The 20,290-nt window shown below is 71.9% G+C and carries 15 protein-coding genes; 9 read left to right on the plus strand and 6 right to left on the minus strand.

Annotation, left to right across the window (positions count from 1 at the left end):
* Positions 1-72: 72 nt before the first annotated feature.
* The 5 genes from ABD830_RS17855 to ABD830_RS17875 all read right to left on the minus strand — a co-directional run bounded on the left by ABD830_RS17855 (position 73) and on the right by ABD830_RS17875 (position 9,326).
* Positions 73-1,017, minus strand: a complete 945-nt coding sequence (locus tag ABD830_RS17855) for a hypothetical protein (RefSeq protein ID WP_344988420.1) — start codon at positions 1,015-1,017, stop codon at positions 73-75.
* Positions 1,014-3,440, minus strand: coding sequence for an AAA family ATPase (locus tag ABD830_RS17860; RefSeq protein WP_344988422.1), 2,427 nt, complete (start codon positions 3,438-3,440; stop codon positions 1,014-1,016). The genes ABD830_RS17855 and ABD830_RS17860 overlap by 4 nt, the downstream gene beginning before the upstream one ends.
* Entirely contained in the window at positions 3,440-4,579 is a 1,140-nt protein-coding gene (locus ABD830_RS17865) for an exonuclease SbcCD subunit D (RefSeq protein WP_344988424.1), read from the minus strand. The genes ABD830_RS17860 and ABD830_RS17865 overlap by 1 nt, the downstream gene beginning before the upstream one ends.
* 14 nt (positions 4,580-4,593) lie before the next feature.
* The gene (locus ABD830_RS17870) at positions 4,594-6,357 is read right to left on the minus strand and encodes an ATP-binding protein (RefSeq protein ID WP_344988426.1); all 1,764 of its coding nucleotides are present in this window, start codon (positions 6,355-6,357) and stop codon (positions 4,594-4,596) included.
* A gap of 77 nt (positions 6,358-6,434) precedes the next feature.
* Positions 6,435-9,326 carry an alpha-L-fucosidase gene (locus tag ABD830_RS17875; protein WP_344988428.1) on the minus strand — a complete coding sequence of 964 codons (2,892 nt, stop codon included), beginning with the start codon at positions 9,324-9,326 and terminating at the stop codon, positions 6,435-6,437.
* Positions 9,327-9,451: 125 nt separating this feature from the next.
* On the opposite strand from ABD830_RS17875, the gene ABD830_RS17880 reads away from it, so the two are divergent.
* The 5 genes from ABD830_RS17880 to ABD830_RS17900 are packed head-to-tail and all read left to right on the plus strand — an operon-like array spanning position 9,452 to position 13,888.
* Complete coding sequence (locus ABD830_RS17880) at positions 9,452-10,036, plus strand: polysaccharide lyase family protein (protein WP_344988430.1); 585 nt, start codon at positions 9,452-9,454, stop codon at positions 10,034-10,036.
* A 6-nt stretch (positions 10,037-10,042) separates the two neighbouring features.
* Entirely contained in the window at positions 10,043-10,831 is a 789-nt protein-coding gene (locus ABD830_RS17885) for a fibronectin type III domain-containing protein (RefSeq protein ID WP_344988432.1), read from the plus strand.
* The gene (locus tag ABD830_RS17890) at positions 10,828-12,126 is read left to right on the plus strand and encodes an ABC transporter substrate-binding protein (protein ID WP_344988434.1); all 1,299 of its coding nucleotides are present in this window, start codon (positions 10,828-10,830) and stop codon (positions 12,124-12,126) included. Before ABD830_RS17885 ends, ABD830_RS17890 begins: the two co-directional genes overlap by 4 nt.
* Positions 12,126-13,061 (plus strand): carbohydrate ABC transporter permease, encoded by a 936-nt coding sequence (locus ABD830_RS17895; protein WP_344988435.1) that lies wholly within the window; start codon positions 12,126-12,128, stop codon positions 13,059-13,061. The genes ABD830_RS17890 and ABD830_RS17895 overlap by 1 nt, the downstream gene beginning before the upstream one ends.
* Complete coding sequence (locus tag ABD830_RS17900; RefSeq protein ID WP_344988437.1) at positions 13,058-13,888, plus strand: carbohydrate ABC transporter permease; 831 nt, start codon at positions 13,058-13,060, stop codon at positions 13,886-13,888. The genes ABD830_RS17895 and ABD830_RS17900 overlap by 4 nt, the downstream gene beginning before the upstream one ends.
* On the opposite strand, the gene ABD830_RS17905 is transcribed toward ABD830_RS17900, so the two are convergent.
* Complete coding sequence (locus ABD830_RS17905) at positions 13,863-15,941, minus strand: amylo-alpha-1,6-glucosidase (protein ID WP_344988439.1); 2,079 nt, start codon at positions 15,939-15,941, stop codon at positions 13,863-13,865. The two genes, ABD830_RS17900 and ABD830_RS17905, sit on opposite strands and share 26 nt — an antisense overlap.
* A 162-nt stretch (positions 15,942-16,103) precedes the next feature.
* On the opposite strand from ABD830_RS17905, the gene ABD830_RS17910 reads away from it, so the two are divergent.
* From ABD830_RS17910 to ABD830_RS17925, 4 genes are read left to right on the plus strand one after another with little or no spacing between them, the layout of a single operon-like run.
* Positions 16,104-17,078, plus strand: a complete 975-nt coding sequence (locus tag ABD830_RS17910) for a LacI family DNA-binding transcriptional regulator (RefSeq protein ID WP_344988440.1) — start codon at positions 16,104-16,106, stop codon at positions 17,076-17,078.
* Positions 17,079-17,121: 43 nt separating this feature from the next.
* Positions 17,122-18,369: a sugar ABC transporter substrate-binding protein gene (locus tag ABD830_RS17915; RefSeq protein ID WP_344988442.1), complete on the plus strand. Its 1,248-nt coding sequence runs from the start codon at positions 17,122-17,124 to the stop codon at positions 18,367-18,369.
* The gene (locus ABD830_RS17920) at positions 18,366-19,391 is read left to right on the plus strand and encodes a carbohydrate ABC transporter permease (protein WP_344988444.1); all 1,026 of its coding nucleotides are present in this window, start codon (positions 18,366-18,368) and stop codon (positions 19,389-19,391) included. The genes ABD830_RS17915 and ABD830_RS17920 overlap by 4 nt, the downstream gene beginning before the upstream one ends.
* Entirely contained in the window at positions 19,384-20,229 is an 846-nt protein-coding gene (locus ABD830_RS17925) for a carbohydrate ABC transporter permease (protein WP_344988446.1), read from the plus strand. The genes ABD830_RS17920 and ABD830_RS17925 overlap by 8 nt, the downstream gene beginning before the upstream one ends.
* Positions 20,230-20,290: the final 61 nt, after the last annotated feature.

A 20,290-nucleotide genomic window follows, 5' to 3' on the forward strand; every position in this document is an offset into this window, starting at 1 on the left:
GGACTCCGGACGCACGAACGGCCCGCCCCTCCCTGAGGAGGAGCGGGCCGCCGCGTGGAGTGCCTGTGCTCCTTAGGCCGTCGCGGCCGTGCGCAGCGCGCGGTAGAGCAGGCGGCTGTCGCCCAGGTGGTGGCGCAGGAGTTTCTCCAGGCCGCCGATCGGGACCAGGTTCTGCGGGGCGCGGGGGTCCTTGTAGTCGACGCCCGCCAGCGGCGGCAGGGCGAGGGTGACGGAGTCGGCCAGCCGTACGGCCTGGGCGGGGTCGAGGTCGGCACTGGCCTCGCAGCGGGCCACGCCCGCCCACGGCGCGGACGACTGGACGGGGAGCCGCAGGTACCAGGCGTGGCGCCGCCAGCTGGTGCCCATGAGGAACACGGGGGTGCGCTGGCCGGGAGTGAGGGCGGCGACCACCGCGGACTGGGGCGGCGGCAGGTAGGCGGTGTGGTGGGTCTTGATGTAGCCGACCGTGCGCGGCACGTGCGTACGCCCGCGCAGCGGCCCGTCCACCAGGAGCAGGTCGTCGCCGCGGTTGCGGTGCCGGACGGCCAGGTCCACCTCGAGCTGGGTGACCTGGCGCTGCAGCGCCAGGGACAGCTCCTCGAAGGAGGCGTCGGCGGCCTTGCTGGGATGGTAGGTGGCGTGCGTGGTCTTGACCTCGGGCGCGTACGGGGAGGCGGAGATGAGCGTCCGGTTGACCTGGATCTCCGCCAGGTCGGCGCCCTCCGGCCCGCAGCGGACGATCCCGGCCGCGTAGGAGGCGGCGATGCCGGGGACCGGCATGGGCGCGTCGGGATCGTGGACCCAGACGCGGGCGTCGATCCTGCGGACGCCGTCGGCGACGAGCAGGGTCTCGGGCGCGGAGGCGTCGGGTCCGGGCGTGACGGGTTTCCAGTCGGCGGCCGGCTGCTCGATGTCGAGGATCAGCTCGGCGCTGGTGGTGCCCAGCTCGGAGAGGTTCTCGACGGCGAGGGCGGCGGCGTAGCCGGGGTCCCACGGGTCGACGGTGAAGCCGGTCATGGAGCGACGGTCGCCTTCCGTACGTGGGAGCCCTTGCCGTCGCGGCTGACCTCGAAGCGGACCGGGACGCGGTCGGCCAGCGCGGGCACGTGGGTGACGACGCCGATCATGCGTTCCTGGCCGGCGGCGAGGCGTTCGAGTGTGGTGGCGACGGTGTCGAGCGTGGCGGGGTCGAGGGTGCCGAAGCCCTCGTCCAGGAAGATCGAGTCGAGTCTCCTGGCGACGGCGCCGGACAGGGCCAGCGCCAGGGCTAGGGCGGCCTGGAAGGTCTCGCCGCCGGACAGGGTGCGGGCGCTGCGCCGCATGCCGGCCTCGCCGTAGTCGATCACCTCGATGTCGCCGGTCTTGTCGGCGAGCGCGAGCTCGTACTGGCCGTCGGACAGCTCGCGCAGCGTGTCGGAGGCGGAGGCGACGAGCACGGCGAGGGCCTCGGCGCACAGCCAGCGCTCGAAGGCGTTGGCGCGCAGGCGGAGGGCGAGCTCGTGGGCGACCTTGGCCTCGTGCTCCTTCTGGGCGACCTGCTGGTCCAGGTCGGCGGCGCGGCCGCGTTCCTCCTTGAGGCGTTCGAGTGCGCTGTCGGCGCGGGCGACGGAGCCGGCGACGGCGGCGCCGAGCTGGTCGGGAGAGGCGTCGCGCGACGCGACGACGCCGTGCTCGGCCAGGCGCTCGCCCAGCCTGCGCCGGTCGGCGGCGAGCCGGTCGCGGGCCTGGGCGAGCTGCTCCTCGCGTTCGGCGAGCGCGGCGCGGGCGGCCTGGGCGGCGCGGTCGCGCCAGCCGAGCAGCTCCGTCCAGGCCCGGTGCAGGTCCTCGCGGGCGAGGGATGGCGGCGGGTCGTCCTGGGCGCCGGAGACGAGCAGCCGGTCGCGGGCGGTCTCCAGGGTGCGCCAGGCGCTCTCGGTCTGGCGCTCGACCTGTTCGGCCGCGGCCCGCGCCTGCTCGAGGCCGCCGCGTGCGGCGCGTACGGCGTTGCGCGTCTGGGCGACCAGCTGGTCGGCCTTGGCGATGGCGGCCAGCCGCGCCTCGAGCTCGGCCCGGTCGCCGGGCGCGGGCAGCGCGGCCAGCTCCGACTCCAGCCCGGCGGCCTGCGTGGCCAGCATCGAGGCCGAGGTCTCGGCCTTGGCCCAGGCGGCTCCGGCGCGCTGGGCGCGTTCGCGGGCGCCCGCGAGGGCGCGGTCGGCGGTGCGCATGTCGGCGGGCGGCTCGTGAGAGGGCAGCTCGGCGACCGGATGCCGGCAGACGGGGCACGGCTCGCCGACGGCGAGCCGGTTGAGCAGGTGGGCGGCGGCGTGGGCGTCGCGCAGGCGTTCGCGCTGCGCTTCGGCGGTGGCGAGCGCTTGTTCGGCGGCGGTCCGCTCGGCGGCCAGGCCCTCGAGTGAGGCGGCGGCCGACGTGGCGGCGGCACGGGCGCGGGCGGCCTCGGCCTGCCGGCGTTCGCGGGCGTCCAGGGCCGTGAGCGCCGCCCGGGGCGCGCCGCGGTCGCCGAGCGCGGCCAGCGCCTCGTACGCCTCGTGCTCGTCGGCCTCCAGCCTGGCCACGTCGGCGGCCATCGTCTCGACCGACTCGGCGGCGGCGCGGCGGGCCGCGGCCAGGGTGGGGACGGCGGCGGGCATGCGGAGCTGGGCGAGCACCGACTGGCGTTCGGCCACGGCGGCCCGCTCCTGCTCGGCGCGGCGGATGTCGCCCTCGCGGGCACGCAGCAGGTCCAGGTCGGCGCCGATGGTCTCGGCCAGCCGCCGCAGCGCCGCCAGCCGCTCGGCCAGCTCGCGCTCGGCCTCCTCCGTCGCGCCGGACAGCTTGGCGAGCTGGTCGCGGGCGAAGGAGGCGGCCTGCTTGGCGGCCTCCTCCTCGCGGGCGGCGCTCTGCCTGATCCGCTCGTAGACGTCGGCGTCGAGCAGCTGCACCAGCAGGTCCTGCCGCTCGCGCGGCGCGGCGTGCAGGAACTCGGCGAAGCGGCCCTGCGGCAGCACCACGCACTGCGTGAAGAACCGGTACTCCAGCCCGGTCACCCGCTGCGCCTCCGGGGTGACGTTCTCGCCCTCGGCGACCGGCTTGACCACCGCGTCGAACGCCTCCGCGAGCGGCGCGGCGGCGTCCAGCTCGTCGAGCCTGGCCTCCTTGGTGCGCACCGCGCCCTTGGCGTCGCGCACCATCGCGCGGACCACGCCGTAGCGCCGCCCGTCGCTGTCGAACACCATCGCCACCTTGCCGGCGGTGACCGACGGGGCCAGGGCGTGGGCGACGGCGTTCTCCCTGCCCCAGCGGGGCACGGTGCCGTACAGGGCGAAGCAGATCGCGTCGATGATCGTGCTTTTGCCCGCGCCGGTCGCGCCCACGAGCGCGAAGTACTCGGTGTCGGAGAAGTCGACGGTCACCGGCTCGCGGAAGCTGCCGAAGTGGTCCAGGTGCAGCAGCAGGGGGCGCATCAGCCGGTCACCTCGTCGTAGAGCCGGTCGAACAGCGTGGCCACCTGTTCGTCGTGGCGGCCGGTCGCGGTCAGGTAGTCGCGGAACAGCTCGCGCGGGCTGCGCTCGCCCGAGCCGGTCCTGCGCGTGGCGGGCACCGGCCGGAACTTCTCGTCCAGCATGACGTCGACGGCCCCGGACAGCAGCTCGCGCACGTCGTCGGCCAGGCCGACGCGCGGTTTCTCCTCCACGATCACCTTCAGCCAGTCGTCGCCCGGCTCGATGCCCTCCAGCTGCTCCAGCGTGCCGCGCACGGTACGCAGGCGGCGGGCCGAGGCGAACGTCAGCTCGCTGACCACGGCGGGCCGCCCCGGGGTGACCTCGACCAGCAGCGCGCCCGGGGTGTTGCCCTCCTCGCCGAAGTCCACGTTGAGCGGCGAGCCGCTGTACCAGATCGGGCACGGGCCGGGGATCTGCTGGCGGCGGTGCAGGTGGCCGAGCGCGGCGTACTGGGTGGCGGGCGGGAACGCGGTCGGCTCGAAGTAGTAGGAGAAGATCGACTGCGCCTCCCGTTCGCCGCCGCCGAACGCGCCGCCGGGGAGCGTGCCGTGGGTGGTGACCAGGTTGACGGTGTCGGCGTGGAAGCCCGCGGTGAGCGCGCCGATCAGCTCGCCGATGCGGGAGGCGTAGTCGCGGTTGTGGTCGGAGGCGGTGCCGGTGAGGACCTCAGCGGCGCGTACGACGTACCGGTGCGACAGGAACGGCAGCACAGCCAGCCGCACCGGCTCCCCCGAGCGTGCCGTGAAGGCGAGCGTGCCGCCCGCGTCCGGGCGCCGGAACGAGCCGATCACGTGCAGGCCGAGCTTGCCCAGCACCGGCCGGTAGACCTCCAGCAGCTGCGGGTTGTCGTGGTTGCCGGCCAGCACCACCACGTCGCGGCCGTCGCCGCTCAGCGCCATCAGCGCGTTGAGCACCAGCGACTGCGCCTCGGGCGTGGGCGCCGAGGTGTCGAACAGGTCGCCGGCCACGATGACGGCGTCCACGTCGTGCGTGCGGGCGGCGGCGACCAGCTCGCGCAGCACGGCCCGGTGCTCGTCGAAGCGGGGACGGCCCTTGAGCACTTTGCCCACATGCCAGTCCGCGGTGTGCAGGATCTTCACGAAACCACCTGTGGTCAGAAGGGCGGGATGTCGTCTTCGACGCCGGGCAGGCCCTGGAACGGATCGGCCGAGACCTTGGCCGGCTGGGTCGCAGCCTCGGCCGGCCGGGTGGCCCAGGCGGGGAAGGGAAAGGCGACCGCCAGCGGCACCGGGATCTCCGGCTGGGCGACGAACATGGTGCCCGGCTTGGCGATCGTCGCGCGCTCCCGCACGGCCGGAGGCAGCCAGCCGTACTCGGACCGGGCGGCCTCGGCCGGGTCCAGGCGGCCCGCGACGCGTACGGCGCTGTTGGAGACGATGCGCCGCTCCACCTCCGAGGCCGTCTGCTGGGCGCCGATGAGGATGACGCCGAGCGAACGGCCCCGCTCGGCCACATCCAGCAGGATCTCCTTGATGGGCGAGTCGCCCTCGCGCGGCGCGTACTTGTTCAGCTCGTCCAGGACCACGAAGAGCAGCGGCCGGGCCGTGCCCGACGACTCCTTGCGGTGGAACTCCCCGCGCAGCACCACGCCCACCACGAACCGCTGCGCCCGCTCGGGCAGGTTGTGCAGGTCCACGATCGACACCTGCGCGTCGGAGGTGCGGACCGAGTGGTTGCGGTAGAAGGGCAGATCGCCCCGGATGATCGGCGAGAGCGGGCGCACCGCGCTGCGCAGCCTGCGCAGGAAGGCGTTGACCGTGCCGAGCGGCGTCTGCGCGCCGCTCCACTCGCCGCGCGCGCTCTCGTCCTGCAACTGGTCGGAGAGCATCTCCACGAGGTCGGCGAACGTCCGGCAGGAGATGCCGCGCACCATGACCGCGCCGCCGTCGCCCACCGGCTCGGCCCACGACTTGAGCCGGGCGGCGACCTGCCCCACCAGCAGCGAGTAGCCGGCGCGCTCGTCGTCGGCGTCGGCGAACACGAACCGCAGCAGCTCCTCCTGGCAGAACTCCACCAGCGTCCAGTAGAAGGCGCTCACCCCCTGCGTGCGGGCCGAGACGTGCGGCACGCCGTTGGGGTCGCCCGGGCGGGGCGGCGCGAACACGTGGACGCTGCCGAACGCCCTGGCCGGCAGCCCCAGCCGGGCGTAGACGCCGGCGGCGCGCTCGTCGAGCCGGACGTTGTCGTGGTCGAGGAAGAGCAGGTCCTCGCCCTTGACCGAGAAGATCAACGCCTTGGTGTTGGCCGCCTCGCCCTCCAGCACCCCCGAATTGAAGATCGAGTAGAGCAGGAACGTCGCGAACGAGGTCTTGGTGGCCACGCCCGACACGCCGGAGATCGACACGTGCGCGCCGCGGGTGCCGTCGAGGAAGTCGAAGTTGACGTAGAGCGGCTGGCCGTCGCGGCCCATCCCGAGGGGGATCCGCCGGTCCATCACGTCGAAGTACAGAGCCTGGTCACGGTCGCCCGCGCCGGCCAGGAAGACCTTGGAGCCGGGCAGCGGCGGCACGAACACCTCCGGCTCGACCCGCGTCACCCGCACCTCCGCCACCTCGACCACCGCGGCCGGCAGCGCGCCGTCGGCGATCAGGAAGACGTCGGAGTCGTACGCGGCGCCCTCGTGCCGGGCCTCCACCGTGGTCACCACACCGGCCACCAGCACCGTGCCGTAGCCCGGCACCTCGCGCCTGGTCACCACCACGTCGTCGAGCTGGACGACCTTGCCCGGCTCCAGCCCCACCCAGAACGACAGCGGCGAGGCCGCCTGGGTGCCCAGCACCCGCCCGACCGCCTCACCGCTCGCAGGCGTCGCCGACGTCGCCGCCGCCTGATGGCTCACCGCCCCGTTGACCGTCACTCATCCCTCCGCCCCCACGAATCCCGCTCTAAGGGAGCGTAGTCGGCCTCAGGGGTGCGTCCGGCTCATTTCAGCAGTTAGCCGATCGAGATCCGGTCGAGGTCGGGGGCGGCGGCCGTGTCGTTGTGGATCTTGATGGTGTTGGCGCCCGCCCGCAGCGTGACGGGCACGGACGTGGTGTAGGGGGTGTTATTGCCCACTCCGCTCACCTTCACCTCGACCGGCGTCCCGCCATTGACGGTCACGAAGTACGACCGGTCGCCGTTGACGGTGAAGTCGATGAAGAGCGTGTACTGGCGGGCCTCCGGCACCACGACGTCCTCGAACAGCACGGAGGCGTCCGAGTCGCCGCCGAGGTTGCGCACCTTCTGGCCGCCTGAGCAGGGCGTGCAGCTCGTGATGCCCGCGCTGCCGAGCCCGTTGCGCGAGTCCTCGGCCTCACGCATGAAGACCCGGTCGGCGGGGCGCGGCCGGACCCGCACCTGCCTGGTGACCGTGTTCGGGCGGCCCAGCACCTGGAACGCGGCCGTGACCGGGATGTCGGCCGACGTGACGTCCTGGCCGGGCGGCGAGGTGAGGGTCCACGTGCCTTCCAGCGTCTGCCCGAGCCGCATCGTGCCCGCCGTGACGGGATCGCCCTCGACCGTCCAGCCCGCGGGCGCGACCGGGGCGAGCCGCACCTGGTCGAGCGCGTCGTCGGCGTCGAGGCGGAGCTTCGCCGACACCTTCAGCGACTGCTGCCCCGGGCCTGCCCACCGCAGGCCGCCCGGCTCGACGGTCATGGTCGTCTTGGGCACGTACGAGGCGGGCGGCAGCGGCGCCACGGCGAGCCGGTCGACGCCCGGCCCCCTGGGCGCGTCGCTGGCCAAGGTGATCGTGTTGGCCCCGGCGCGCAGCGGCACCGGCAGTGCCGTGGAGAGCGGCACGTCCGCGTTGTCGCCAGGGACCCGCACCTGGATCGGCGCGGCGCCGTTGACCCCGATCGAGAGGGAGCTCTCGGCGGCGGCGGTGTGGTCGATCTGCAGCCGGTAGTCGCCCGCCGCCGCCACCGTGACGTCGCGGTAGGCGATCGCGTTACGCGGCCCGCCGCCGAGCCCGGCGACCTTCGCCCCGCCGGAGCAGGCCGGGCACGGCTCGACCCGCGCCGCGCCCGAGCGGCGCTGATGTTCGGCCTCCAGCGGCACCGCCGCGCCGGAGGAGACCGGGTAGTCGTGCGCGACCTCGATCTCGTCGATCTGCAGCTCCTGGAAGAAGCGCGGCGCCTGCGGCCCGGCCCAGGTGTTCAGCACCTCCAGCTTGATGTAGCGGGCGCGCCGCTCGCCGAGGTCCACGGCCTGCGTGCCGCGCGCGCTGCGCATCGCGCCCGTCCGGACCGGCCTGCCCCAGTGCCGGCCGTCGTCGCTCACGTAGACGCGGTAGTCCTTGATCCGCGCGGAGTCCTCGGGGCGGCCGAACGTCTCGCGGGCGTACGTGGGCGACCATTCGCGCTGGCTGACCGCGAGGTACGCCGCCTTGCGCACCCTGCCGAGGTCCAGCGTCACCGACACGGGGAGCTTCGCGGCGCTGTCCCAGTAGACCTCGTGGCTGCCGTCCACGAGCGCCCCCGCCGGGTGGCCGTCACGTGACGAGGAGGCGGTGGCCCTGAGCGCGGACTGGTCGTAGAAGTGCTGCCGTCCGGCCGTCTCCACCTTGAAGACCGTGTCGTAGGTGTCCCACTTCGCGATGCCGAGGATCGTCAGGTAGCCGCCGGACTGGCTGAACCGCATCCGCTCCCCCGTGCGCAGGTCGCTCACCGCGCTCACCCGGTAGCCGTTGTCGCGCAGGCGTACCAGGTCGGTGCTGGGCCTGGTCACCACGTGCACGTACTGGATCTTCGCGCCGCCGCGCTCGACGGTGACGACGCCGTGCGCGCCGTCGTTCCAGAAGCCCGGCTGCAGGCCCCCGTACAGGTAGCCGCCGCCCTCGGTGCCGCGCAGGGACGCCCTGATCGGCGGGACCCACGTGGCCATGAAGTCGTTGAACTCCTCCTGCTCCGGCGGGAACCTGCCGTTGACCATCGGGGTCTCGGCCATCAGCGACTTCATCGAGGAGCCGGCGTTGGTGACGTAGCGGCCGGTGCTGAGCCGGAAGTCCACCGGGTGGCTGCCGCCGTCGTACCACCAGTCGCCGGTCGTGGGCAGCTTGTAGTCGGCCTCGACCAGGCGCGGCATCGGGGTCCAGGCGGCCTGCGGGTAGTCGTAGGCCGGGGTCATGCCGGTCTTCTGCTCGTTGCTGACCGTGTCCATGATCGGGGTGTCCTCGTTGTTGTTGCTCAACAACCAGGACGGCCGCTTCTCGCGGATCTGCTCGTAGAGGTGGTTCTGCTCCCAGTACTCGTTGTCGTTGTCGATCCAGAACCCCGCCAGGTCCTGATATTTCGCCATAACTTCGGAGAACAGGTCGTAGCTGTACATGCCGAATCCGGCGCGGGTGGTCAGGTCCACCTGCCGGCCCTTGTAGGCGGAGTAGGCGGCCGAGTCGAGCGTCTCGACGCCCTGCTCGTTGTGCCACTGGGGGTCGTCGGTCATGTAGAGGATGACCCGTACATCCTTCGCCTTCCCGGCGTTCACCAGCTCGCCGAGGAAGTCCCGCTTGGTGGCGCACGAGCCGGGGACCTCCGACGGCCACGGCCGCGCGTAGCCGAGCCTGCTGTGGAAGGTGGCCAGCACGATGTACGAGGCGCCCAGCTTGCGGGCCTCGTCCACCCAGTAGTCCGGGCTCCAGCCGCCCTCCGTCACGTCGCGCTCCCAGGCGGCGCAGTCGAGGTGGCGCGGCGCGGTGAACATGCCCCAGTGCAGGAACAGCCCGGCCGTGGAGTCGCGTAACCACTGCTGCCTCGGATGCTGGACCTCCGCGCCGGCGGGCGCCGCGCAGAGGCTCACGACCACGGCGAGGATCAGTGCGGCCACGAAAGTACGTCGAAGTCCCATGGGCAAACCCCTCCAGACATCCGATGAATACAGCAGCCTCAGCAGCCGGTCAAGGGTCTTGACGCAGGAACACGCAAAGTGATCCTATGACTCGTGATAGGAAACTTTCCTAATATGGAGGGTCAATGCGATTACTCAGCACGAGCGCGCTGACCGTCGGGCTGCTGCTGCCCGCCCTCCCCGTTTCCGCCGATCCCGTCGAGTCGGGGCCCTGGACCGAGTACTCGCCCACGTTCACCGTCCAGGAGCGGGGGTGCGGTGACGTCAGCGACCTGACGTTCAAGCTGACCTGCTCGACGGACAGCGGCGACCAGCGGGCCGAGCGGCGCTACGCCACCTACTCCAGCGGCACCCGCCAGTTCGAGGGCTACTTCAAGATCACCAGCCTGCCGGGCACCCGGATCAGCCTGAAGCAGACGTTCAAGACGACCGGGCCGTTCTTCATGCTCGCCGTCGAGCGCGGCGGCCGGTTGTACTCGGTGCACGGCGGCGACACGGTCGCCACGGGCGCGACGATCGGCACCACGGTCCGTGTCAACACCGTCCATGTGGTCGGCAGCGTCCACCGCACCTACATCAACGGGTCGCTGAAGCACACGGTGTCGAGCGAGAGCGGCAGCTTCTACGACAAGTTCGGCGCGTACCGGACGGCCAGCGGCCAGGGGCCCGCCACGGTCGAGTGGAGCGGCATCCGCTTCTGGCGTAAGTAGGGGGCGATGAGGGCCCGGAAGGCGTGGGTGCTGATGGCATTGGTGCTGGTGGTCCCGGTGGCCGCAGCGTGCGCGGTCCCGCGGCCGGAGCCGTCGGAGCGGCCGGAGCCGTCGGAGCGGCAGGAGCCGTCGGGGCGGCAGGAGCCGTCGGTCCGGCTGGAGGCCGAGCTCGTGTCGCCGACCGACATCACGCTGCGCTGGAAGCGCCGCGATCCGGGCGCCGCCGGGCACGTGATCGAGTTCGCCACCGAGCCCGCGGGGCCGTACACGATCCTGGGGTTCCTGCCGCCGGAGCAGACGTCGTACACGCATCCCGACCTGATGCCGCGGACCACCTTCTCCTACCGGCTGCGGCCCTACTACGGCGCGGCCTCCGCGCCGGTCGACGTGACGCTCGGCGGCGGGCCGTACCCGGAGCCCGATCCCCGCTGGGCCGAGCCGCGCGTGCTCCCGGGAGGGTCCCCCGGGACGCGGCCTGTGGGCAGCGAAGGAGCCGCTCCCACCGGCCTGAAGGCAACGGTGACGCAGGCCGACGGCGTCGCGTTCCGGTGGGCCGACCAGGCCCGCGACGAGGAGGGCTACCTGCTGGAGGACCGACCGGCGGGCCGGCCCGGCTACCGGGTGACCGCCGTGCTCGCGCCGGACGTCAACGCGTTCGGCCTGGTCACCCTGCCCGAGGAGCGGCACGCCTCCTACCGGGTGCGTGCCTTCCGCTACGGCCCGCCGTCCGACGTCGTCCAGCGGACGACCGGCGACGACACCCCATCCCCCACCACCGAAGAAAGCTCACCATGAACAAGCTGTCCGCGTCCGGTGCGCTCGCACTGGCCGTCACGTTGGCGCTGAGCGCCTGTTCGAGCGGTACGCCCGGCACGTCCGCCGCCCCCTCGTCCGGGGGCTCGTCCGGCGGCAAGCAGAAGGTCACGTTCCTCGTCTTCCCCTCGCCGAACCTGCCGGAGTCGTACTGGAAGGCCCAGGTGGCGCTGGTGACGAAGGCCAACCCTGACCTCGACGTGGAGCTGGTCGCCGCGCCGTCGGAGTCCGAGCGCAACGACTACGCCAAGCAGCTGGCCGCGTCCGGGCAGCTGCCCGACGTGCAGATCGGCATGCAGGACCTGATCGCCCTGGAGCCGAACCTGGCGCCCTGGACCGAGCAGGAGCTGACAGACTTCCTCTGCCCGACCTGCGGCGCGGTCAACGGCAAGGTGCTGCAGCTGCCGGCCAACACGCAGACGATCCCCAACGTCTACTACAGCAAGAAGCTGTTCAAGAAGGCCGGGATCGCGGCGCCGCCCAAGACGTACGCCGAGCTGCTCGCCGACGCCGAGAAGCTCAGGGCCGCCGGGATCACGCCGTTCGTCAGCGGCGGGGTGTTCGTCACCTCCCAGCCGTGGACCGCCATCCTGGCCACCGACCTGTACGCCAAGACGCCCGACTGGATCGCCAAGCGCCGCGCCGGGCAGGTCACCTTCGCCGGCGACCCGGTCGTGAAGGCGGCCACGCAGAAGTTCGCCGATCTCGCCGCCAAGGGCTACATCGACAAGCGGCAGATCGGCCAGGACTACCCCAAGACGCAGGAGGCGTTCCTGGGCGGCAAGGGCGCGATGTACCCGATGGGCAGCTGGTTCGCCGCCGCGGCCGACCAGTCGGACATGAAGGACGACATCGGCGTGTTCGCCTGGCCCAGCGATGACGGGAGCCTGCACCTGCCGGCGTTCACCGGCGGCGGCCTGTCCGTGAGCGCCACGGCGAAGAACCTGGCCGCGGCCAAGAAGTTCGCGCTGGCCTTCCAGCTCACCAGGGAGAACCTGGACGCCTCGGTCAAGGCCGACGCGCTGTTCCCGGCCATCAAGGGCTACACGCCGCCGTCCACCACCGGCCCGGTCTTCAAGGCCGTGTACGACCTGTGGCAGCAGGCGATCAAGGAGAACGCGACCGTCCCGGCGTTCGGCTGGGAGGCCGGCGACGCGGCCATGCTGCCCGGCATGCAGGGCAAGTTCTGGTCGGCCGCGCAGGACCTGGTCAGCGGCAAGAAGACGACGGACCAGACGCTGGCGTTCCTCGACACCGAATGGGAGAAGAGCGGCTGATGGCCGTCAGCACCACCCATCGCAGGCCCGGCGCGCTGACCCGCCGTGGGAGCAGGCGGCCGGTGCGGCCGGGCCTGTGGCACTTCCTGACCTTCGCGGCGCCGGGCACGCTCGTCTACACGTGCCTGGTGCTGCTGCCGATCGCCATGAGCGTCGGCTACAGCCTCACCAACCAGGCGCTGCTCAGGCCGAACACGCGGTTCGTCGGGCTGCGCAACTACGCGCTGCTGTTCAAGGACGACACGTTCCTGAGCTCGCTGCGGGTCACCACCATCCTGTCCCTGATCGTGGTCATCGTCCCGAACGTGCTCGGCGTGGCCATCGCCGTCGTCCTCGACCGGCGCGGCTGGCTCTACAACGCGCTGCGCAGCGTCTTCTTCACCCCCATGGTGATCAGCTCGGTGGTCATCAGCGTGATCTGGACCCGTGTGCTCGCCGACGACGGACCGGTCAACCAGGGGCTGCGGGCCCTGGGGGTGAGCGAGCCGCCGGGCTGGCTGTCCGACCCGGACATCGCGCTCTACTCGCTGTCGTCCATCGTCTGCTGGCAGATGCTGGGGTTCTGCGTGGTCGTCTACCTGGCCGGGCTGCAGGGGGTGCCGCAGGAACTGGCCGAGGCGGCCGCGATCGACGGGGCCGGGCCGCTGCGGCGCTTCTGGAAGGTCACCTGGCCGCTGCTGGCGCCGGCGCTGACCATCAACACGGTCGTCCTGCTGATCTCCGCGTTCAAGATCTTCGACCACGTCAAGGTCATCACGAACGGCGGGCCGGGCACGGGCACGACGGCCAGCGTGGCGTTCGTCGTCCTGCAGGAGGGGTTCGTGGAGAACCGCACCGGCTACGCCTCAGCCGAGGCGGTCGTCATGCTCGTCATCATCGCCCTGCTGTCGGTGGTCACGCTGCGGATCCTGCAGCGCAGGGAGGTGCAGCTATGACGGGATCCCGCCTGCCGTGGGTGCGCCCGCTGGTCGCGCTGGTCATCGGCGCCGTCTTCTTCATCCCGCTCTACATCGCGCTGATCAACGTCTTCAAGGCGAGCGGTCAGGTGGCGCGCGACACGATGTCGCTGCCCGCGCCCCCCACCCTGGACAACCTCGTCCGCGTGCTGACCGACCCCGACAGCCTCTTCTGGTCGTCGCTGCGCACCAGCGTCGTGGTCACCTCGCTGTCGATCGTCATCCTGACGGTGCTGTCGGCGATGCTCGGCCACTACCTGGCGCGGCACGGCCAGTGGTGGTCGCGGGCGGTCATGGTGCTGCTGCTGTGCGGGCTGATGATCCCACCGCAGGTCATCCTCATCCCGGTCACGCAGGTGCTCAAGTCGCTCGGGCTGATGTCCACGCTCCAGGGCCTCGTCCTGTTCAACGTCGGCTACTACGTACCGTTCGGGGTGTTCGTCTTCTCCGGGTTCATGAAGGGGATCCCGCGCGAGCTGGAGGAGGCGGCCGCGATCGACGGGGCGACGCGGTGGCAGACGTTCTGGCGCGTCGTCTTCCCGCTGCTGCGGCCGGCCACCGCGAGCGTGCTGATCTTCCTCGGCGTGTGGATCTGGAACGACTTCCTCAACCCGCTGATCATCTACGGGCCACGCGAAGGCACGACGATCATGACGGGCGTGTACAAGTCGCTCGGCCAGTACGCCGCGGACTTCGGCGGCATGTTCGCCCTCATGTTCCTGGCCACCCTGCCGATCCTGGTCTTCTACCTGCTGCTGCAGAAGCAGTTCGTCAAGGGCCTCACGGGCGGCGCGACGAAGGGCTGACGGCCTCCTCCAGATGGAGGTCCGACGGCAGGCCGGTGACCGCGGCCCCGCCGTCGTGGTCCACGCTCACCTCGACCTCCGCGCCCGCCACCCGCATTCCGGCGACGGTCAGCGCTCCCAGGGGCGCGCCGGACAGCGGGCGCAGGCGCGCCCGGCCCGCCGGCACGTCGGGGTAGAGGCCCAGGGCCGCGTGGGCGATGGCGATCGCGGCGGCGGCGGACCAGGCCTGGGGGCGGCAGGCGGCGGGGTAGGCGACCGGGCGGCCCACCTGGTCCCTCGCGTCGCCCGCGTACAGCTCGGGCAGCCGGTAGCCGAACGACTCGGCCGCCGCCAGCAGCCCCTCGGCGAGGGTGGCCGCCTGCTCGCCGAAGCCCTCCCTGGCCAGGGCGGCGATGACGATGGCCGTGTCGTGGGGCCAGACGGATCCGCAGTGGTACGACAGCGGGCTGAACCCGCCCTCACGCGACGACATCGTGCGCAGCCCGAACCCCTCCGCCATGGCGGGTGACGCCAGCAGCTCGGCGACCCGGGCCGACTCCTCCTGTGAGAGCAGGCCGGTGCCGAGGAGGTGGCCGATGTTGCTGGTGAGGGCGTTCACCGGCCGCTTGTCGCGGTCGAGGGCGAGCGCCGGGAAGCGGCCCTGCGGCCCGTCGACCCAGAAGGCGTCGCGGAACCGCTCGGCCAGCGCCGCCGCATACTCGCGCCACCGGGCCGCCCCCGGCAGGCCGAAGGCGTCCAGCAGGGCGGCCCCGTGCAGGGCGGCCTGGTGCGCGTAGCCCTGGACCTCGGCCAGCGCGATCGGCGGCTCGGCCTGGCGGCCGTCGTGGAAGCGCACCGAGTCGCCGGAGTCCTTCCAGCCCTGGTTGGCCAGGCCGCGACCGCTGGAATCCACGTACTCGATGAAGCCGTCCCCGTCGGGGTCGGCGTGGTCGGCGAGCCAGCCCAGCGCGGCCCGCAGGTGCGGCAGCAGCTCCTCGACCTCGGACGGCGGCATCCCCCAGCGCCACGCGTCGTGCAGCAGGCTGATCCAGAGCGGGGTGGCGTCGATGGTGCCGTAGTAGACGGCGGGCAGCCGTCCTTTCTGGCCCGCCAGGTCGAACGCCTCCCTGCGCAGCTCATGCATGATCTTGCCGGGGGCCTCCCCCGTGTCCGGGTCGAGGCGCGTCCCCTGGCGGCGGGCCAGCACGCGCAGGGTGCCCGCGGCCAGCCGGGTGCCGAGGGGGAGCAGCATGCGCGCCGCCCAGATGCTGTCCCTGCCGAAGAGGGTCAGGAACCAGGGGGCTCCCGCCCCGAGGAACGTGTCACCGGGCGCGCCCGGCTCGGCCAGCCGGAGCGACCTGAGGTCTTCGAGCGACTGGTCGAGCAGCCTGGTGATGCGCCGGTCGTCGGCGGTGACGCGCGGCGGGCTCCATTCGAGGGAGGCCGTAGGGGTTACGACGACCGCGGCGGGGTCCTCGGCGGTCAGCTCCCAGCGCAAGGTCACCCGGCCGCGCGGCGGCAGGCTCACCTCCCACCTCAGGCAGGCCGGTCCGTCGCTCCCTTCCACGAGTGCCTGGGCGTCGTGGCCGGTGACGGTGACGTGGGTGGTGTCGGAGCCCCAGCTCAGGCGGCCCTCGCCGACCGGCGTCGCCGGGACGGGGGTGCCGGGGCGGCCGGACTTGACCGCGTCGATGGCCGCGAAGTCGCAGGACAGCTCGACCGTGACCGTGGCCGTCACGGGCGACGACGCGGTGGAGGTGATCGCCACCTGCTCGATCATCCCGTACGGCGAGAGCTCCCGCAGCCGGTCCAGCCGGACCGTGGGGTCGGCCGTGCGGTCGCCGAGCCAGCGGGCGAGCGACACGAAGCGGTCGCGCCCGGCCCCGGCGGGCGCGTGCCCGACGGACTCCGGCTCCCGCCCGTCCACGAACAGCCGGGCCTGGGACAGCACCCGGCGGTCCGCGTAGAAGAGCCCCTGGACGCCGGCCGGGCGGATCTGGCCGTCGGCGTCGCTCAGCGCGCTCGCCGGCGCCATGACGGTGCTGACCAGATCGTGCAGCAGCGGCTGAAGCACTGGGACTCCCCCTGGGGTCGGGTCAATGGTCACCGGCGGGTCTTGACAGAAGGTCGCCGGGGGTGCAGATTTCGAAACACTCCGCTAATTTTGAACGATCAAATCATGCCGCAACAGACTTTGAACGTTCAACCCCTCGAAAGGCGATTTATGGCGGGAAAGGTGACGATCACCGATGTGGCGAAGGCGGCAGGCGTGTCGCGCCAGACGGTGTCGAACACGCTCAACAGCCCCGAAGTGGTCCGGGACGAGACCCGCAAGCACGTCCTCGAGGTGATCGAGCGGCTCGGCTACCGCGCCAACCAGGCCGCCCGCCAGATGCGCACCGGCCGCTCCCGGCTGATCGCCATCGGCATCGAGCCTGACGGCGACGGGATCAGCGGTTCCTGGGCCGACCGCTTCCTGCACAGCCTGTCGGAGACGGCGGCGCAGGAGGGGTACCGGATCCTGCTTTACACCGCCGCGGACGACCGCTCGGAGATCGCGACGTACGAGGACCTGCTCGGCGCCTACCAGCCGGACGCGTTCGTGCTGACCGGCACCCACCACGACGACCTGCGCGCGTCCTGGCTGCTGGAGCGCGGGCTGCCGTTCGTGGCGTTCGGCCGGCCCTGGAGCGACCTGCCCGACGCCCGCCATCCGTGGGTGGACGTGGACGGCGCCGCGGGCACCGAAGCGGCCACCCGCCATCTGCTGGCCACCGGTCACCGGCACATCGGCTTCATCGGCTGGCCGCCCGGCTCGGGCGTGGGCGACGACCGGCGGGAGGGCTGGGCCCGCACGCTTTCGTCCCCTGGGGTGCAGCGGGCGGTCGAGGACGGCATCGCCGCCGGGGAGAGCGCGGCCCGCGACCTGCTCGGCACCGAGCCCGAGGTGACCGCCCTGGTGTGCGCCAGCGACTCCCTGGCCCTGGGCGCGCTGCAGGCGCGGGAGCCGGACCGGCCCGTCGCCGTGATCGGCTTCGACGACACGCCCGCCGCCAGGGCCGTCGGCCTCACCAGCGTCCACCAGCCGCTCGGCGAGGCCGCCGCGGCCTGCGTGGAGCTGCTCGCCCGCGCCCTGGAGAGCCCCGACGCCGGACCGCCGTCGGCGCACGTGCTGCTGTCGCCGTCTTTGACCATCCGCCAGTCCGCCTGACCCCTGCCCCCTGCCCCCCAACGCGAGAACAGGAACCACTCCGATGACGCCACGTACCCGCCGCGCCACCGCGATCAGCGGCCTCGCCTGCGCCACGCTCGCTCTGTCAGCCTGCGGCAGCGGCTTCGACGACAAGCCGAGCCCGGCCCAGCAGACGGGCGGTCAGGTCAACCTGCAGGTCCTCATCGGCTCCTCCGGCGAGGCCGAGACCGCCGCCGTCAAGCAGGCCGCCCAGACGTGGGCCGCCTCGGCGGGGGCGGCCGCGACGGTGACGCCCGCACAGGATCTCGCCCAGCAGCTCGGCCAGGCCTTCGCCGGTGACAACCCGCCGGACGTGTTCTACGTGGACGCCTCCCGCTTCGCCGACTACGCCAGCGTCGGCGCCCTGGAGCCGTACGGCGACAAGATCAGCCAGCCCGACGACTTCTACCCCTCCCTGCGCACCGCGTTCACCCGTGACGGCAAGCTCTACTGCGCGCCCAAGGACTTCTCCACCCTCGCGCTGATCGTCAACAAGGACCTGTGGTCCAAGGCCGGGCTCACCGACGCCGACGTTCCGACCACCTGGGAGCAGCTCACCTCGGTCGGCGAGAAGCTCAAGGCCAAGGGCGTCACCCCGCTGGCGATCGGCCCCACCCGCGACCGCGTCGGCGCGTTCATGGTGCAGGCCGGCGGCTGGCTGACCAGCCCCGACGGCAGGCAGGCCACCGCCGACAGCCCGCAGAACCTCGCGGCCCTCGAGTACGTGCGCTCGCTGGTGTCGGCCAAGCTGGCCCGCTACCCCGACCAGCTCGACGCGGGCTGGGGCGGCGAGGCGTTCGGCAAGGGCAAGGTCGCCATGACCATCGAGGGCAACTGGATCAAGGGCGCGCTCAAGGCGGACTTCCCCGACGTCAAGTACTCCGTTCACGAGCTGCCGGCGGGCCCCAAGGGCAAGGGCACGCTGTCGTTCACGAACTGCTGGGGCATCTCGGCCAAGAGCCGGCACAAGGACCAGGCGGTCTCGTTCGTCGAGGCGATGACCAAGGCCGACCAGCAGATGGCCTTCGCCAAGGCGTTCGGCGTCATGCCCTCGCGGCAGTCCGCCAAGGCCGCCTACACCGCCGAGTTCCCCGACGACGGCCCCTTCGTCAACGGCGCCGACTACGCCCAGGGCCCCGTGAACGCCCCCAAGATGGACAGCGTCCTGGTCGACTTCGACACGGGGCTCCAGAAGCTGGCCACCACCGCGCCCAAGACGCTGCTGCAGCGGACGCAGAAGAACATCCAGGCCGCGCTCGGCACGTCATGACCGCGCGCAAGACACGCGAGCACCTGGCGGGCTGGCTGTTCGTGGCGCCCGTCGTGGTGATCCTGGGCCTGTTCATGCTGGCGCCGATCCTCATGGCGTTCTGGGTGAGCCTGACCGACTGGAACGGGCAGGGCAGCCCGTTCCGGAGCGGGGTGCCGTTCGCCGGAGTGGCCAACTACACCCGCCTGTTCACGGAGGAGGGGCTGGCCAGGCAGGACTTCATGACGAGCGTCCGCAACAACGTCTACTACGTGGCCATCGTGGTGCCCGCCCAGACCGTGCTGGCGCTCGGCCTGGCCCTGATCGTCAACAGCCGGCTGCTGAAGGGCCGGACGTTCTTCCGCGCCGCGTTCTTCTTCCCCTCGGTGACCAGCTCGGTGGCGATCAGCGTGGTGTTCCTGTTCGTGTTCGCCAACTCCGGCGCGGTCAACGCGCTGCTGGGCCTGTTCGGCGTCGACGGGCCCCAGTGGTTCGCCGACTCGCGGGGCGTGCTGCACCTGCTGCTCGGGGCCGTCGGCCTGGTCGATCCGGCGGTTCCGCCGGAGGCGCTGACCTCCGGCGGGCCGTTCGGGCTGTCGTGGTGGGAGTGGCTGTCCGGGCCCAGCGTGGCGATGACGACCATCATCATGCTGGTCGTCTGGACCACGTCGGGGACGTTCATGCTCATGTTCCTGGCCGCCCTGCAGGACATCCCGGTGTCGCTGGAGGAGGCGGCCATGCTGGACGGGGCGGGCCGCCGCCAAGTCTTCAGGAACGTGACGCTGCCGCTGCTCAAGCCGACCCTGTTCCTGGTGCTGACGCTGGGGCTGATCTCGACGTGGCAGGTCTTCGACCAGATCTACGTGATGAGCCAGGGCAATCCCGCCAAGACCACCCTCACGCCGGCGTTCCTGTCGTACCAGACGGCCTTCCGCAGCTTCGAGTACGGCTCGGGCACCGCGATCTCGTTCGTGCTGTTCGCCATCATCGTGGTGCTGACCCTGGTGCAGCGCTGGGTGATGAGAGAGAGGCGCCATGCGTAAGGACAACGCGCGGTCGCTGGCCTCGACGTTCGCCGGCTACTGCATCCTGATCTTCTTCGCGCTCGTCTTCCTCTACCCGTTCGTCATCCAGATCGCCACCTCCTTCAAGACCGAGCCGGACGCGGCCGCACACCCCCTGTCGCCGTTCCCCGACCCCATGTCGATGGGCGGCTACGAGAAGGTGTTCGTCAACACCGACCTGCCGCTGTGGCTGGGCAACTCGCTGCTGGTGACCGTGGTCGTCACGGCCGGGCGCGTGCTGCTCGACTCCATGGCCGGGTACGCGCTGTCGCGGCTGCGCTTCGCGGGGCGGCGCGCGATCTTCTCGTCGATCATCGCGATCATGGCGGTGCCGGGCGTGGTGCTGTTCATCCCGAAGTTCCTGGTGCTGAACCAGTTGGGCATGTACGACAGCTACACCGCCCTGATCCTGCCGGTGATCGCGGACGCCGCCGGGGTGTTCATCATGAAGCAATTCTTCGACTCGCTGCCGGTCAGCGTCGAGGAGGCGGCCCGGGTGGACGGGGCGGGGGTCTTCCGCACGTACTGGTCGGTCGTGCTGCCGATGGCCCGGCCCGCGCTGCTGACGCTCACCATCATCTCCTTCCAGGGCACGTGGAACGAGTTCCCGCACAGCCTCGTCGCGGTGCAGAGCCCGGAGCTGTTCACGCTGCCGCGGGGGCTGGCCGACCTGGTGAGCGGGTCGCTGGGCAAGGGCACGCAGTACCCGCTCAAGCTGGGCGCCGCGCTGCTGGCGACCATTCCGGTGGCCGTCGTGTTCGTGGTCTTCCAGCGGTACTTCGTACGCGGCGCCAACGAGGGCTCCGAAAAGGGCTGATGGCCGCCCATTCCCCTGAGTGTCCACGTTTGTTCACAAACGGGTTGCAACCACGCCATAG

Origin of the sequence: Nonomuraea helvata, from assembly GCF_039535785.1 — a bacterium.
GTDB lineage: Bacteria > Actinomycetota > Actinomycetes > Streptosporangiales > Streptosporangiaceae > Nonomuraea > Nonomuraea helvata.